Origin of the sequence: Alicyclobacillus dauci (assembly GCF_026651605.1) — a bacterium.
GTDB classification, from domain to species: domain Bacteria; phylum Bacillota; class Bacilli; order Alicyclobacillales; family Alicyclobacillaceae; genus Alicyclobacillus; species Alicyclobacillus dauci.
Window position 1 is genome coordinate 254615 of sequence record NZ_CP104064.1, and the last position, 15367, is coordinate 269981.

The following is a 15367-nucleotide window of genomic DNA, read 5'->3' on the forward strand; positions in this document are numbered from 1 at the left end:
TGCTAAACCTTCGCGACAGCCCCCAGACTCGTGCCATTCATGTCGAATCTATGATCGTAACGTTTGATGTGGGCTTTTCTCCATCGGTTTCTCAATGTCACGCGTTCTTCACGCACCATGTTTTTCATGGTTGTACAATAGGGACAGTGAACAAGACATCATGAAAAGGTGACGAGGTATGAAAGAACCCTTTATTAAGTCGAACCCCTTGATTCGTTCCGTCCTCCATAAATCGTTTGAACAGGCGATGAAAGACCTTGGACTGCCTGAGATTCCACAAGATATGTTTATGAATGAGATCAAACCGTACTTACGCGTTGCCGGCAGCCTATTTGATGATAGTCAGGACACCCTGAATAAGCTGTGGCGCGCCATCATGCGCGGTGAAATTATTGTCACGGAATCTGAAGGGGAAACATTCCTTCTCTATGTGCGAGGCCGGATTGGTCAAAAGGTCATAGATATTCGCTTCTCGTGTCGCCTTCACACGTGGCATATTGACGCGGTGGTTTCTATGCACTACCAAACGATTCGTAGCTTTCCTTGGATCTACCGGGTGGCCTTCGCCGTGTCTATCGTCATAGCGGGGGTCATCGGATATGCCATTCATCCATCGGGGGCCAGTGTGCTGGCGGCTTCAGGCGGATCGACCGTGAATAGCTCAGCCAGTGCGGAGGCAAAGACGTCTGTGACCGGCAATGCGACCGCAGGTGCCACGACACCACCTGCGGATTCCAACGGGACGGTGAATGGTACGGCGAATACAACGCAGCCGACTCCGGCCACAAACACGGCAAAGACAGATGCTTCTAAGCAGAAAACACTTACGTTTACACTGAAGCCCGGCATGTCAGTGCACGACGTTTCCATGTTTCTGCACGCGCACAATCTGATTCACGAGGACGCCGTCAAGTTTGACATGGTCTTAAAGCATGCCGGCATCGATCGCGACATTCGCCCCGGCAAATACACATTCAAAACCGGCATGACGCAGAACCAGATCCTCGGCGTGCTGAAGGCGAAGCCGTCGAAGTAATGGAAAGGTCGGAGGATGGGATAGCTAATTTTGGTATCCTGTTTGTTCTACTATAGTGAACGGAATTGGAATTTAAGGACATTCATGCCTCTTTTTCACGTATAATTCTACGGTGAAGATAGATAGACAGGGCAGACAGATGAATCGAGCCGTCTGTCCTGCCTGTTCGTGGAGGCGTGATCCCTTGCGTATCAGTCATCAGACAAGCACGAATGCGTTTTTTCACAGCTTTGCCGGTCTTCAGTGGCTCAGCTTCATGTTTGCCAATACCGTCGTCATTCCCCTGTCAGTTGGGGCCGTACTGCATTTATCTCCCGAAGTGATTGCGGGAATGATGTCCCGTTCCTTTATGCTAACGGGACTCGCATGTCTCATCCAGGTTCTGCTGGGCCACCGTTTGCCTCTCATGGAAGGGCAGTCGGGGATTTGGTGGGGGTCCATTTTAAGTCTTGTCACAGTTTTTACGTCCAGTGGACTTTCCTTAGGTGCCATCGGCGGAGGTATGGAGCTTGCCGTTCTCGTCACCGGCGTATTTGTCGTGTTGTTTGGGGTTCTCGGTTTAGATCGCATTCTTACACGAATTTTCAATTCCATGGTCATGACTGTTCTGCTTTTCCTCTTGTCTGCGCAGCTCATCCATATCTTTTTTCTCGGTATGATGGGTATCGGTGGCACACATACGCAAATTCAGCCAGGGACCGCAGCTGTCTCCATTGGCATTGTCGTTATAGTCATGCTCATCACGATTTTCGGCCGAGGCGTTCTCGGAAATTTCTCCATTCTTATCGGTATGATTGTCGGCTGGATCGCATTTGCACTCTTGTTTGGTGGACAACCAGCGGATGCACCGAGCCTAGCCAGCATGATCCAGACTTTTTCCTGGGGGACACCGCGTTATTCAACAGGCATTCTCGTTTCCATGGTCGTCATTGGTATCATCAATTCCACGAACACGATCGCGACCTTACGCGCTGCCGAGCCTGTATTCGACGAGGAAATTGGCTCACCTAGCTATCGCCGCTCCTTCATGGTCACTGGCATCTTCACTATATTATCGGGCCTTTTTTCCGTTGTTCCATATGCGCCGTATACGTCATCTATCGGCTTCCTGCGCACCACTCGTATCATTCAGCGGCTACCTTTTATCATCGGCGCGCTCATGTTCATCTTACTAGGTGCCATTCCGCAGCTGGTCGGCTTCTTTTCAACCATGCCTATCAGCGTGGGTGATGCGGTTTTGTTCGTGGCGTATTTACAACTGTTCGGGTCCGCCCTCCACAACATTGAGGGGGTTCAGTTCAACTTTCGGACGATTTTCCGAGTCGCTCTTCCCACTCTGGCCGGACTCGCTGTCCTCAGTACGCCGTCTCAAGCCTTCACGACACTGCCTGGAATCATGCAACCTATCTGTTCCAACGGCATGCTGGTCGGCATCATGTTATCAGTCATTCTCGAATTCGCCATCAAATGGCGTGGATTGGACGGGTGATATGGAGCTTTTGATAGTCCATCAGGGAGTGTAACCTATTGTGGCGTGCCTTCGTCTATGTTTCTGAGGAACATCACTCACGGCAAAGATCTCTTTCGTAAAGGATGTACAACATATTGGGACAACGAAAAAAGAAACAGAATTGGTTCACAAGTTGGGTTATTCCAATTGTCATAGGCGTTGCAGTGGCTTTTGGCTTACGAACCTGGGTGCTTGGTGACGCGCGCGTACCATCATCTTCAATGTATCCGACGATTCCCGGGGTGAGCGATGCGAATTTCGCCATGATTGTAGATAACAAAATGGCAACGGAATTAAGACCCATTCATCGCGGAGAAGTCGTCGTATTTCATTGGCCGGATGACCCATCTCAGCTGTTTGTCAAACGAGTGATTGGGCTTCCTCGGGATACAGTCAGGTGACCGAGAGTTCTGTTTATATTAATGGTGATAAATTGGATGAGTCAAATCCGAACATCGCAAAGTCAAATGGAGTTGCCCTCGGAACCTATCAAGTACCTGCGGGGCACTACTTTATGATGGGTGATAATCGAACCGTTTCGGACGACAGTCGATCCTGGGTACACAAATACGTAGCTCGATCCGCAATTGTCGGCCAGGCTGATTTTGTCTTTTGCCCGTTGAATAGAATGGCGCAAATTTCACAAAGCCTGTCTGCGCCGAATCGCGGCCAATGAAGCGGCAAGCTGGGAACAGGGCTATGTGTCACATTGACCACCAACTACTCTTTGGTTACGATTGCGGGCAAGAACCGCCACCTATTTTGCTATTGACTTCCATATTCTAATGGAATATGTTTGTTGTGTTGTTTCATTGACATTCGTGTAAGTCAAAAAATGATGGGTGATATTCTTGCCACGTACCTCTCAGCAGAATGAGGAAATTCGCCAAAAACGTATAAAAGAGATACTCACAGCTGCGATGCACGTCTACTTGGAAAAAGGTGTACGCGGGTCCGAGATCGGTGACATTGCGGAACGAGCCGGTATTGCACGAGGGCTCGTGTATCACTACTACAAAGATAAACTTTCTCTCTTTCGTGCGCTATTTGAACAATCGCAGGAGTCTGCTAGAGCGTTTATCAACAGCACATTGAACACCGAGCAGCCGCCTTTAGTCCGTCTGCAAACATTCTTTCAACACTTTATGAGATCTACACTCGAGCAACCGTACTACGTACGCTTTTACTCGACGCTACATTATGACGCTCCTTTAGTGTATGGAGACGAAGCCCAATCATTTATGGAAACGTTTGCTAACAGTGTGTTCGGCCCATTGCGCAGGGTGATGCGCGAGGCGATGGATGAAGGAGTGATTCGCGAAGCTGATCCCAACCTTGCTGCCAATTTGTTCTGGGGCGCAATTGTGGGCGGTATGAACGAATTTATGCAAAGACCCGATGCACCAATTTTCGAGGTTCGTTTAAAGCAACTGATGGAACTAACATTTGAAGGATTTTTAGCTAAGCGCTAGGCCGAGTTTTTCCGTGGTTTTAGAAATGTCGAGAAAACGTAAGGAGAGACTAACATGGCGTTTAAAACACCCGAAGGGGAAGCTCTTTTCATTCATGAATATGACAGCAACCTCAAACTTTGGCCGATTTCCTACGAGACTTTGTTTGTGTCAACATCGTACGGGCAAACCCACATCCTTGTAGCTGGCGCAGAGAATTTACCACCTCTCATTATGTTCCATGGAGCAGGTATGGGGTCAAGTATCTGGTATAAAAACATCGGTCCTTTGAGCGAGCATTATCGAGTGTATGCCATCGATGTGATGGGAGATATGAATAAGAGTGAGCCGGTGAAATCGATCTCTGTGGGCGCCGATACTGCGGCATGGGTCTGTGAGGTTTTGGACGGACTTGGCGTGGATAAAACGGATGTCATTGGACACTCCGCAGGAGGGTACACTACTTTAAATTTTGTGATTCACGCGCAACACCGCGTTCGTCGCGTAGTTCTGCTCGCCCCTGCGGCTTCGTTTGTTTCACTTCATAGGCAGTTTTTTCTTCGCCTAGCACTTATTAACTTGGTAAAAAACAAACGATTTATCCAGCGTTTTTTTTGCAACTGGTTTATGGCCAAAGGTAACCGCGTCGTGGATTATCGCTTTGAACAGTTTATTTATGGCGTATTCTATTACAAGTGGAAGACGAAGCCTGTAATTCCATCTGTTATTCCAGACGACCAGCTACGGAGTATTCGTGTTCCGATGCTGCTACTCATTGGTGACCAAGAGGTGATCTATGACCCCCGTAAAGCAATCGCATCTGCAAAGAAATCTATTGCTTATATCGAAACAAGGGTGATTCCAAATTCGGGTCACTGCCTGTTTATCGAACAGGCAGATCTGGTAAATCGGTACATGATGGAGTTTCTATCGAGAGTTTCACCGAAGGAGGCTCTTTAAAAAGGGACGATACGATCCAACTTTGAGTACACTCCAAGTCAAGCACCAAGAATCTAGGATATTCGTTATTGGTCTCGGGGGCGAGTGATTGGCGTAAGACGTCCAAACTCTGATGCGAGTGGTTGTGAATAAAAATCACAAATGGGCCTTGGTACGTGACGACCGCTCATACGCAGCAACCTTTGCAGACATATGTGTGAAGTAAAGCCAGAAGCAAATTCACCATACTGCAAAGGAGGTTGTTCCATGCTAGGCGTCATCTTAGCACATGCAACAATGCTGCTGTCGTTCCAGGTCGTGTTGGTTTTACTTGGACTCACAGCTATCGTCAAAATCGTCATGAAATTGCTTACACATGCGGACTTCAGTGAATTTGCGGCGTACATCACCCAACCGGTACTGCATTCCGTATTCCCGCTCATCATTTTGTCCCTGCTGACGGCTGTCGATCCGACTCACTTCCTGGTCCTCATTTTCTATTATCTAGCTGCCCTGTTTATTGCCATTCGGAGCGTGCTCGAACTCGCATCCGTACTCAAGTCAAGGTAAACCATCAAGATGGAGAGGCTGCTTCCAGCAATGGGAGTGGCCTTTTTTTCTGGCAGGTGTGTGGCAACGGATCAAGGCTGGCAGGGGAAGCAAAGTGCGGTCCAAGCTGTTCAAGCCCGCGCTCCGACGCGCGCGGGCCACAGCTTCATCACTTAAGCGGCACAGTCATGTTGAGGCCCGTCAGCGGGTGCGATCGTCCATCGTCGCCCGATGACTTTTGCGTGTGCAGGGTCAGTTTCTTGTTTGGATCCATAGGTGGGAAAATGAGCCCGCCATCGGACGTGCGCTTCACGGTGTCCTTGTACTGGTGACCATTTGCATCCTCGAACCAGATGGGGAAGTGTTCCAGCGAATCCTGAGACAACTGGTCGTAAACGATAGTTTGGTTCTTTTGGAAGGTTATCTTGGTGATTTCCGACACCCCATCGTTCCCTTGGTCGACCGCGATTGGGAATTGACCAGTGAGCGGAATCGTGACAGGTGTGACCGTTGCGCTCGCGTGGATATTTGAGTACGTCGGTCTGATTTGTATCGATGTGGGCACTTTGGATGGTGTCACGTACTCGATTTGCATGTCGTCCACGCGCTTGCCATGTTCGATACGCGACTGCGGAATGCCGCCGCCGACTTCTTGCAGGTATTGCCCGTCAGCCCAAACACCGAACTGGAAGCCTTGGAGGTCGTACGAGACCGGATCGGATAGGGTGTTGCCCTGAACCGGCTGCGTGACTTCGTAATCAATCGCCGTGTTTAAGGGGCCCACGGCTACCTGTTTGACGGTGAGTGTGGCCCCGTTCGCATCCGTCTTCGAGACAACGCGTTTGTACGTTGTCGTCTTGGCATCTGTCGTTGCGCTGGAGACGGGGACGTGGACGGTAAACTTGCCTTTTACCGTACCGATTTGCTCCGCCGTGATGTCCAAAACAACTTTGGCCGGAAGCTGGGTCGTGATGCCTTCCACATCGAACGATCCGCTATACGTATTCGCACCCATCTTCTTCTCACCATCGCCCAGCATCGAATTAAACTGAACGGGTTTCCCTTTGACGCTGAGGAACTGTGTGGCCAGTTTTAGTTGCGGCCAGAGTTGCCCATTTCGCGCATCGCCCGTGCCGCTAGGCGCTTGCATGACATCTTTGTCTGGTAACGTCAATGTGTAGTAGACGACAAGTCGATTCTTATCATAGAAGGCACGGGTCACTTTGAAACCGACATCGCTCGCCGTTGCGGGTGCAGTACTCACTGGTGTTGCAAGTTTCTCCTGTTGCTTAGCGTAATTCGTATAAAGTGATCCAACGCCTGGAATTTGGTGCAGGACCTCTGCCATCGCTGGGGAGACGAAGCCCGACGTCGCCAGTGCACCGACTACGGCGAGTCCAGCGACGAAGCCGATGCCAGCCTTGTGAACGCGGCGTGATCGATTCTCCCTACGATCTCGCCGCCGCACCCCTTGCCGCTCAATTTCCGCCCACGTCATGGGACGTACGGGAATTGCCTTCGCCTCTTGCTGAAACAGATTCCGGAGTTCATCCTCGCGCATCGGAAAAGCCCTCCTTGTGAAGTCGACTAGCTTCTTTTTTTAACATGAGTCGAGACAGGTGCCTGCGGCCAGCGGCAAGTCGGTACTTGTACTTCCCCAAGTTCCACCCTGCGGCCGTTGCCGCCTCCGTGTCAGTGAGCCCCGTGTAGTAGCTGAGTACCACCGCCGTGCGCTCGTCTTCGCTAAGCTCTTTCAGAGCACTGTGTAAAATCAGTCGTCGGTCAGCTGCTTGAATGGGATCGGACGTCAAATCCGCCTCCAGGGCCAATTCATCTGTCCACTCTACGTGTGACTTGCGGCGTCGCCCTTGTTGTCTGGCAGAGTTGACGAGAATTCGATAGAGCCAGCTGCGGACTTTCCTGGGATCCCTCAATTGATTCCGATTCCTGTAGAAGCTGAGGAAAGCCTCTTGGGCAGCTTCCTCCGCATCGTGTACGTTGCGGAGAATGAACCATGCCGTCCGTACGGCCTGGCTCCATTCAAGGCGCACCAATTCTTCATACGCGTCCGGGTAGCCTTGGGCCAGTCGTTCAGTGAATTCATTTGTCCACTCCATCCGTTCACCCCTTGTTAAGGCATATTACACCACCATGCATGCCTGTATTTCGTTTTCATAGATATAGATGCGGTGGGTGACTGTTTTCGATCGAATGAATTTTATATTGGCCAAAGAAATGATAGCCTTAAGGTACGAAATATTGAAGAAATGGGATGTTCCGTTTGACAGCCAACTATTGTTTAGTTTGTGGCCATAAGCTAGAAACAAGAAACATCGGCGGCACATTACGTCGAGCTTGTCCGGCGTGCGACTTCGTCCACTGGGGGACGTACAGCATCGGTGTCGGTGCGGTTGTCGTCCGCGACGGCAAAGTTTTGCTTGTCCGCCGCGCACAGGACCCCGGCCGGGGCCTTTGGACCAACCCCGGGGGATTCAGCGAGCAGCTGGAAGTGATAGACAAGGGGATCGAGCGAGAAGTACTTGAAGAAACAGGCGTCGTTGCCACCGCCAGTCGCATCATTTCCATGCGAGACAAGCCAGGAGAGGCGCACAATCTCTACGTTGTCTTTCTGATGGATTACGTGGAGGGCGAGCCCCGATCAGACGACGTCGAAGTCGACGCCGCAGGCTTTTTCAGCCCTGAGGAAATGGCAGGCATGAACGTCGCAGGGTTAACGCGTTGGCTTGTCGGTGCAGCTTTGAACGGCAGCGGGGGTGGCTTGGTGTTGGACGAGGAGCCTACCCTATCGCAGAAGGGGAACCGTTTGTTCCGCGTTTGAACAGAATTTGTGGAAGATGCGGCGTGATCGAGGAGGAGGCGGACGTTCGGGTTGCCCCGGCCGCGGGCGTGCAGTGGACGGACGGGTTACCGGGACGGAGCGCGTTGGGCCGTTGGGCTGCTGGCGCGTTGGAGAGTCGGCAATGCGCGGGATCACCAGGGTACCCGGTAACCCGGTGGCATGGTGCTGGCCGGGTTAGGGGAACATTTTATCCCTTGATTAAGCTGAACCGCTTGGAGTGATACCATGGTGAGGAGAACGTTTCCGTTTTTCCTTAGCGTAGCCTTAGGATGCTTTGTGATTACCGGTTGCTCTCGACAGTTGAGTGTGGAAGACTTTTTGTCCCAACTGAAAGCCAAAGATTACACACCGTTGTCCTATGGGATTATGGACACTCACCCACTACAGCGGCGCGAGGGAGTTGCCGTTTGTAAAGACCGCAACGGGAAGGAACTTATCGTGGTCCTAACACCACAAGGGAAGGTACAAACGACAGACCTAGGTGGTAGATATGTAACATATGAGGAAATGAAGAGGATTGTCACTAAACTTGGCTTACCAGCTGAATCCTTACATGCCGACATATCTACTGACCGTGCCAGACTCTATTGGCAGGATCAAGACAAGTATTTTGACTTAACCGGCAACCAAATTTCGCCAGTACATTAGACTCCGATAAGCATGTAGGCGGTTAAGTATGCTTGGAGATGGATAACACGAGATGCATTATCGGGGCAAATTGTTGCCCCAATTTCTCTTTTATTTTGAAACATTCCTGGCCATCTAGCCCGACAACGCTCCGCGTCGGGCGGGACGGCGGTCGCCGGGTAAGCACCCAGGCCACCTGCGCAGGCCGCCGGGCAACCTCGCTATCCCAGCCACCTGCACCGGCCGAATTAGGGGAAGCAAATTCCCCTAATCGTCTATCCGATTCAAGTTTCGTATGCACAGGAGACCTAGATTCCGCTATCTACGAAATTACCGCACGAGAGAGCGGAGCATTGTCGTAACAAGAGAATATAGTTCCTCTGCTACCTTGTACCGAGTGCCGCTGAGGCAACAAGGGAACAGCGGTCACTTATTCGCCACAGCCCCGCAGCCAGCCACCTCGTCGGGCGGCACGGCCGCAGCCGCAGCCCACCGTGCCGCGCCCCTGCACCCGGCCGCCGCAATCCGCCGGGGCCCCAGACTCCCGCAACCCCGGCGCAGCCTCGTGCACTGCCGCCCCAGGCGGCCACTCACTCCACCCAGTTACCCTGGCGAAACAGCGGAACCACTTCGCCCGATGGGCGAACGCCGTCAATATCCAGCTCCCGCGAGCCGACCATGAAATCCTCGTGGACGAGGCTCACGTTGAGGCCGCGCTGCGTCAGTTCGGCGGGGGACATTTGGACGCCGCCTTCGATGCAGAACGGGTATGCCATGCCGATGGCCAAGTGGCAGGATGCGTTTTCGTCGAAGAGCGTGTTTTTGAATGTGATGCCCGAGTTGGAGATGGGGGAATTGTCGGGTACCAGGGCGACTTCGCCGAGGTAATCTGATCCCTCATCCGTGTCGATCAGCCTGGCCAACGCATCCCGACCTGTTTCCGCATCGAAGTGGACGATTCGTCCATGCTCGAAGGTGATGGAAAAGTTGTCGATGACGGAACCGTTATAGTTCAGTGGCTTCGTGCTGCGAACGGTGCCGTGGACGCCGTCTCGTTTGGGGGCGGTGAACACTTCTTCGGTTGGCATGTTGGGCATGTGGAACACGCCGGCGGGATCGTTCAAGCCACCGCCAATCCAGACGTGGTTTTGCGGTAACTCCACGGTCAATTCGGTGCCCGGGGCACGATAACGCAGTTCTTTAAACTGGGCGTCGTTGAGCAGGGCGAGGCGGTCTTGGATGCGGCCCACGTGATCCGTCCAGGCTGCGAGGGGGTCGGCTGTGTCGATGCGCGTGGCTTGGAAGATTTGCTGCCACAGCGCGTCGATCGCGTCGTCAACTGACTTGTCCGGGAAGACGGCCTTCGCCCATGCAGCTGTCGGGGCGGAGACCATGGTTCGGCGGACCAGACCTTTTTGCATGGCCATACGATAGTCTTGGAGCGCGGTACTTGTAAGTTTGTTGTCGGCGGCGACTTTATCGCCGTCGATACCCTCTAGAAGACCGGGATTCGGGGCGTAGATGGTGATGAAGGCGGCGCCTTCGGCGACGAGATCGTCGAATTTTTGCTTCTTCCACTCAGGGAAACTTTCAAATGCCTGAGGCTGTGCGTGTTCATAGCGGATTCGCGTCAAGTCGTCGTCCTGCCAGACGATCTCGACCGCTTTCGCACCGGCATCGTACGCTTCGGCAGCGACTAGGCGCACGATGTCCACGCGCTCGATGGGAGCCGTGATGTGCACGGTTTGGCCTTTGCTCACGGCGACGCCAAATCGGACAATGAGTCTCGCGTATTTTTGCAATGACTGCTCAAGCTCAAGTGAAGTCATATCTGTTCATCTCCCAACCGTTGTTGTGGACTTGTTAAGCTGTCCATCGTCCGCTATTTCGCCGAGGCATTGATGACGATGGATGTTTGCAGAGCGTGCGTTTCATTAAATTGTGTACGTGGGACGTCAAACCACGCATCTTGTTCGGAACCCCAGGTGGTGTCAACCATGATCCATTGGTTTTCGTTTGGAATATAGACCTCATTCCATGCGTGGCTGCCGTTGTTTTGCGCCGTGCCGCCAATGCCTTCGTCAATTTTCACGGACAGGCCGGAGGCATGGGCTAAGTCTGCGTATAGCAGGGCGTAGTCCGCGCAAACGCCTTTACCCGTTTGGAGCGTTTGCAGTGGTGACTGCTGATCCCATTTTCCGTGATACACGTAATCATCATACTTCTTCCAGTCGTACTTTACATGATGGATTTCCCATTCGTAGAGTGCTTTGGCTTTTGCTTTGGGATCGGAAATGCCGTGCGTGATTTGGTGAGACAGATCCGCAATCTGTTTTGGCACAATTAACACGCCGGAGTCTTGACCGTCGGGACCCGATGGAACGGCAAACAAGTCGATATTTCGGGACAAGGGCTGAAGCGCCCCTTGCGCGAGAACGGGTAGTTCCCGTGCGACAAACGGCTTCAACCAAGGTTCATAAATACGATGACTCAATGTTTGGTAGGGCGTCGACGCGGCCGCCTGTTTTGCAAGTGCCGGGAGGGACACGTATTGCAGGGCCAAGAATACGATCGCGCCCACGACGGCGGATCGAACGACACCCATGGCCGCACCGAGTGCACCGCCTAGAAGCCGACTCTCGAAGAGAGGCCGCGGGAGGCGCACAGGAAACCCGCCAATGAACAGCCCGATGATGCGGTGAAACAAGCTGGAGAGAATGAGGTAGCAAATAAAGAACGCGATCCACACAGCAATCCTCGGCGAGCGCTGCCATGCCACGAAAATTTGCTCAATGATGTGCGGTAAGTTTGTCGTTTTTTGATGTAGCACGAAGGTGGAGATCCGCTGGCTGAGAAACCAGCTCACGCCAAGTGCACACAGACCCGTCGCGATGGACACGAGCTGCCAAATGACGAGGTGGCTTTCACGCCCGAACCCCCGAGCGGCACCGTACAGCATCGAGCCCACAATAATGGCGATGAGTAAGATAGTAATCCAGTTGTAGGTCATCACTGTACATCCTCCATTTCATTCGCTGGATCGAAATTGATAACCGTACCTTCTAGTTTATCGGCTGAAGAGCTCAAAGAGAATGGGTGACGTTTTCCAATGTTTCACGCCTGAAATGAGACCGTGAACGTCATGATATTGATTCGTCGATGACATGATAATAGGGTGGGTAGATTGATCGATTCAGAGTGGAAAAATGAGGTGGCGTCTTCGTTCTTGCACTTCCACTCCATTCGCCATACGATAACGGTTGTGCGTCTCTTGACCACAACTGAGTTGAGCTTGAAGGGAGTACAGCTGAGATGAGTCAGTCAGGTTCAAAGCTCCAGCGGAGTCTGAAGTCCCGTCATATATTGATGATGGCTTTGGGCGGTGCCATTGGAGCCGGAATATTTAAAGGAAGCAGTTCATCCATCGATCTCGCCGGGCCCGGCGTCGTCTTCCCATATCTGGTGGGTGGTCTCATTCTGCTCGTCGTCATGCGAAGCCTCGCGCTCATGGCGGTGAAAAACGACAAGGCCACAACGCTAAAGGATCTCATTGAGCCCATTCTCGGACCGTTTGCGGGCTACGTCGTGGGCTGGATTTATTGGTTGGATTGGGTCTTGGTGATGGCCGCGGAAACGGCTGCAGCGTCGTCATTTTTACAGTTTTGGTTCCCAGGCGTTCCCTTGTGGACACTGGCCCTCATTGTATCGATTGTCATGACCTTGTTAAACCTGTTACAAGTTCGAATCTACGGTGAGACGGAATACTGGCTTGCTGCCGTTAAGATTGTAACACTCATTTTATTTGTCGTGTTCGGCATCATTCTCATTATTACCAGGTTTTCGGGGCATACAGTGGCGCACAACCTCGTTGGACACGGTGGCTTGTTTCCGCATGGGTTAGCTGGACTCGTGTCGGCCATGCTCGTTGTTATGTTTTCGTTCGGCGGGATCGAAATGGTGGGGATGACGCTTGGCGAGACGGACGGTCCGGCCAAAGTCATACCGAAAGCCGCACGGAGTGTCATTTTTCGTATCTTGTTGTTTTACATTTTACCGATAGCCATCATTCTTTGCCTTGTTCCTTGGAATGGCTTGGGGACGGCGCAGAGTCCGTTTGTGACGGTGTTTCAGCAGATCGGGATTCCGTATGTAGGCGGCGTGATGAACTTCGTTCTCTTGACGGCCGTTCTGTCTGCCGTAAATTCCGGCATGTACGCGACTAGTCGCATGTTGTACACCCAGGCTTTGGACGGACAAGCACCGGGTGGATTTGCGAAGCTTTCAAGGTGGCACGTGCCTGTGCGGGCATTGATGTTCAGCACCATCTTCCTGTATGTGGGGGTCATCGTCGCCGTTTTTGCCAAGGGAAATACCTTCGGAGATTTAATGGTCATTCCGGGCTACACGGTCATGATTGTCTGGATGCTGCTCGTGCTTGCGCGGATCAAGCAGGAAGGAATTCGACCAACGACCATCGTGTCGCTGTTGGCGCTTCTCGCTATCTTTATTGGCGTCATCATCACGACGCCTGCTGCTGGGACAATTGTGTCCTTCATTGCCATAGCGATCATCGTCATCAGCTTTTTGTTTGTCAAACGCGGACAGCTTGAAGCTTAAGGATGACATTGCGGTAAACGAACGGCGGGTGCCACCCTTCAAAGGGGAGGCACCCGCTGTTTGTTATTCGTATTTCTTTCCTTGGTAGATGACATACCCATCTGGATGATGGGTGAAGTGAATGACCGGATCGCCTGGATTGCCGACCGACGGGTAGACGTCGTTAATGGGGATGTACTCGCCCTGCAACTCAATTTCCTGCCCCGCCGTCAAATTCGGAATCGGACCCGGGAGTCCCTCCGAATCTCCATACCGAATGGCCACGAATGCATAGCTCTTGATGTCGTTCGCCGTGGCACCTCGTATAGCCAACACGTGAATGTCCCGAATCAAGAAGTGGTGGTGGTGTACCCCCTTCACGTCCGCATCCTGTTCAACCTGTTGGATCATTGCGAGCACGCGCACCATAGGATGATCCGGCGATCTCGGTGCAGGCAATGTCGTCATAGACGAAGTCTGACTGCGCATCATTGCCCCCACCGGTTCTCCTTTGGCTTGGGCGCCCGATTCGGTATTCGACGGCGCAGCCGACTGAACGTCCACTTGGGCCAACGCCTCGATGAACTTCGCTGCGTCGATAGCGCCAAAGCCTGTGCACGCATCCCAGCCGGTCACCGCCGGAAAGCCTTTCACGCCGTTGAATGTGTTGTTGCCCACCGTGATGTCCTTGTAGGATAGCTCCGAAGCATTTGTGTACAACAGGCGGCTCAGATTACGAATGGGCCCTTTGCCAAGTTGTTCCCGTCGCTCGTTTAACAGCGCCACAATCCCAGCAAACACAGGACACGACACAGACGTCCCACCCACGACGGCGCGCTGGCCTTGGAAAATGATTTGGTAGCCTGTGGCCGGATCGGCATTCAGTGAGACATCTGGCAGACCCCGCCCGCTCTCCTGACTCGACTGCTGATATGTGGGCTTCGCGAACACGTCGCTAAATCCGCCACCCGTCGCACCCCCGTTTTGCGGTCCAAGGTACGTCCAGGCCGTCTCCGTACCATCTGGTTGCAGGCTGGTTCCGCCCACGGCGACGGCGGCAGGAATGGATGCGGGTGCATCGGCGTGCCGGACGGGCAGGCCGCGGGGATCATGCATGCCGTACGCCCCTTGATCACCGGAGGAGATGCAGACTGTCACGCCTTTTGCATCCAGTTGTGCAATGAGATCCGATATCTCCACCAACGCGTTTTGATCAAACGAGGACTCGGCATCACCGTAAGATATAGACAACACGGACGGTTGAAATTTTGTATCGTTCAGGATGTACTTCAATGTCGCGATGAGCGCATCCGCGAACGTCGCAAACGTGGCGCCCGCCGTAGCTTCATACACAACCAATTTCGCCTGCGGTGCAACGGCGCCAGCCCACTGTAAATCCAGTGAAGCCTCTTCGTCATCAGCGCTTCGACCATTGTCGTTCTGCGTTCCGTCGACGGACACGAAGAACACATTCGGGATCCCGATGTTGTGTTCCGTCCAAAACTGCCGCGCGTCATTCATGCTGTAGCCATTTGAAAACTCAAGAATTCCGATGGTTTGCCCTGTCCCGGTCAAATTGCTCGGGATGTTGTACAACCTGCGAATGTCTTGCGGAAAATACCCTTGACCCTGATTCACATCTGTCTCTGTCGCAAATAGGATTTTCCGTTTCATGAATACAGCCATCCTTTCCGCACGAGTCTCGGGCGCTTATACAGCCCTCACTTCTGATATTCGTATCTTCGGGTTTCTGTCCTGTCGGTCGGTGTATTTATCATGAAGAGTGAATGAACGCAGGC

14 protein-coding genes and 1 pseudogene are annotated in these 15367 nt (G+C 52.6%); 10 read left to right on the forward strand and 5 right to left on the reverse strand.

Annotated elements, in window-relative coordinates:
* Positions 1-178: 178 nt before the first annotated feature.
* From NZD86_RS01260 to NZD86_RS01285, 6 genes and pseudogenes are all read left to right on the forward strand, one after another.
* A complete protein-coding gene (locus tag NZD86_RS01260; protein WP_268044662.1) occupies positions 179-1036 on the forward strand; it encodes an MltG/YceG/YrrL family protein in 858 nt (285 codons plus the stop codon).
* Between the two features lie 184 nt (positions 1037-1220).
* The gene (locus NZD86_RS01265; protein ID WP_268044663.1) at positions 1221-2525 is read left to right on the forward strand and encodes a uracil/xanthine transporter; all 1305 of its coding nucleotides are present in this window, start codon (positions 1221-1223) and stop codon (positions 2523-2525) included.
* 104 nt (positions 2526-2629) lie between these two features.
* Positions 2630-3222, forward strand: a pseudogene (gene lepB / locus NZD86_RS01270) (signal peptidase I).
* A 175-nt stretch (positions 3223-3397) separates the two neighbouring features.
* Positions 3398-4018, forward strand: a complete 621-nt coding sequence (locus tag NZD86_RS01275; protein WP_268044664.1) for a TetR/AcrR family transcriptional regulator — start codon at positions 3398-3400, stop codon at positions 4016-4018.
* 54 nt (positions 4019-4072) lie between these two features.
* Positions 4073-4957 carry an alpha/beta fold hydrolase gene (locus NZD86_RS01280; RefSeq protein WP_268044665.1) on the forward strand — a complete coding sequence of 295 codons (885 nt, stop codon included), beginning with the start codon at positions 4073-4075 and terminating at the stop codon, positions 4955-4957.
* Between the two features lie 246 nt (positions 4958-5203).
* Entirely contained in the window at positions 5204-5506 is a 303-nt protein-coding gene (locus tag NZD86_RS01285; RefSeq protein ID WP_268044666.1) for a hypothetical protein, read from the forward strand.
* 148 nt (positions 5507-5654) lie between these two features.
* On the opposite strand, the gene NZD86_RS01290 is transcribed toward NZD86_RS01285, so the two are convergent.
* The gene (locus tag NZD86_RS01290) at positions 5655-7046 is read right to left on the reverse strand and encodes a DUF4179 domain-containing protein (protein WP_268044667.1); all 1392 of its coding nucleotides are present in this window, start codon (positions 7044-7046) and stop codon (positions 5655-5657) included.
* On the reverse strand, positions 7033-7602 hold the full coding sequence (locus tag NZD86_RS01295; protein WP_268044668.1) for an RNA polymerase sigma factor: 570 nt from the start codon (positions 7600-7602) through the stop codon (positions 7033-7035). Before NZD86_RS01295 ends, NZD86_RS01290 begins: the two co-directional genes overlap by 14 nt.
* 155 nt (positions 7603-7757) lie before the next feature.
* On the opposite strand from NZD86_RS01295, the gene NZD86_RS01300 reads away from it, so the two are divergent.
* From NZD86_RS01300 to NZD86_RS01310, 3 genes are read left to right on the forward strand one after another with little or no spacing between them, the layout of a single operon-like run.
* Positions 7758-8324 carry an NUDIX hydrolase gene (locus NZD86_RS01300; protein ID WP_326492625.1) on the forward strand — a complete coding sequence of 189 codons (567 nt, stop codon included), beginning with the start codon at positions 7758-7760 and terminating at the stop codon, positions 8322-8324.
* Positions 8325-8347: 23 nt separating this feature from the next.
* The gene (locus NZD86_RS01305) at positions 8348-8566 is read left to right on the forward strand and encodes a hypothetical protein (RefSeq protein WP_268044670.1); all 219 of its coding nucleotides are present in this window, start codon (positions 8348-8350) and stop codon (positions 8564-8566) included.
* A gap of 4 nt (positions 8567-8570) precedes the next feature.
* Positions 8571-8993 carry a hypothetical protein gene (locus NZD86_RS01310; protein ID WP_268044672.1) on the forward strand — a complete coding sequence of 141 codons (423 nt, stop codon included), beginning with the start codon at positions 8571-8573 and terminating at the stop codon, positions 8991-8993.
* A gap of 569 nt (positions 8994-9562) precedes the next feature.
* On the opposite strand, the gene NZD86_RS01315 is transcribed toward NZD86_RS01310, so the two are convergent.
* Both NZD86_RS01315 and NZD86_RS01320 read right to left on the reverse strand, forming a co-directional pair.
* Positions 9563-10801 (reverse strand): aminopeptidase, encoded by a 1239-nt coding sequence (locus NZD86_RS01315; protein WP_268044673.1) that lies wholly within the window; start codon positions 10799-10801, stop codon positions 9563-9565.
* A 53-nt stretch (positions 10802-10854) separates the two neighbouring features.
* Positions 10855-11982: a transglutaminase domain-containing protein gene (locus NZD86_RS01320; RefSeq protein ID WP_268046748.1), complete on the reverse strand. Its 1128-nt coding sequence runs from the start codon at positions 11980-11982 to the stop codon at positions 10855-10857.
* 302 nt (positions 11983-12284) lie between these two features.
* Here NZD86_RS01320 and NZD86_RS01325 point away from each other — a divergent pair, with 302 nt between their 5' ends.
* Positions 12285-13589 (forward strand): amino acid permease, encoded by a 1305-nt coding sequence (locus NZD86_RS01325; RefSeq protein WP_268044674.1) that lies wholly within the window; start codon positions 12285-12287, stop codon positions 13587-13589.
* 63 nt (positions 13590-13652) lie between these two features.
* Here the strand turns inward: NZD86_RS01325 and NZD86_RS01330 are convergent, their stop codons facing one another.
* On the reverse strand, positions 13653-15242 hold the full coding sequence (locus NZD86_RS01330; RefSeq protein WP_268044675.1) for a S53 family peptidase: 1590 nt from the start codon (positions 15240-15242) through the stop codon (positions 13653-13655).
* Positions 15243-15367 lie beyond the last annotated feature (125 nt).

Excerpts from the sequence above, each read along its gene's own strand:
- NZD86_RS01285 (WP_268044666.1), top strand. The coding sequence starts at position 5,204 with ATGCTAGGCGTCATCTTAGCACATGCAACAATGCTGCTGTCGTTCCAG.
- NZD86_RS01300 (WP_326492625.1), top strand. The coding sequence starts at position 7,758 with ATGTTCCGTTTGACAGCCAACTATTGTTTAGTTTGTGGCCATAAGCTA.
- NZD86_RS01260 (WP_268044662.1), top strand. The coding sequence starts at position 179 with ATGAAAGAACCCTTTATTAAGTCGAACCCCTTGATTCGTTCCGTCCTC.
- NZD86_RS01280 (WP_268044665.1), top strand. The coding sequence starts at position 4,073 with ATGGCGTTTAAAACACCCGAAGGGGAAGCTCTTTTCATTCATGAATAT.
- NZD86_RS01330 (WP_268044675.1), bottom strand. The coding sequence starts at position 15,242 with ATGAAACGGAAAATCCTATTTGCGACAGAGACAGATGTGAATCAGGGT.
- NZD86_RS01320 (WP_268046748.1), bottom strand. The coding sequence starts at position 11,982 with ATGACCTACAACTGGATTACTATCTTACTCATCGCCATTATTGTGGGC.
- NZD86_RS01315 (WP_268044673.1), bottom strand. The coding sequence starts at position 10,801 with ATGACTTCACTTGAGCTTGAGCAGTCATTGCAAAAATACGCGAGACTC.
- NZD86_RS01290 (WP_268044667.1), bottom strand. The coding sequence starts at position 7,046 with ATGCGCGAGGATGAACTCCGGAATCTGTTTCAGCAAGAGGCGAAGGCA.
- NZD86_RS01310 (WP_268044672.1), top strand. The coding sequence starts at position 8,571 with ATGGTGAGGAGAACGTTTCCGTTTTTCCTTAGCGTAGCCTTAGGATGC.
- NZD86_RS01295 (WP_268044668.1), bottom strand. The coding sequence starts at position 7,602 with ATGGAGTGGACAAATGAATTCACTGAACGACTGGCCCAAGGCTACCCG.
- NZD86_RS01325 (WP_268044674.1), top strand. The coding sequence starts at position 12,285 with ATGAGTCAGTCAGGTTCAAAGCTCCAGCGGAGTCTGAAGTCCCGTCAT.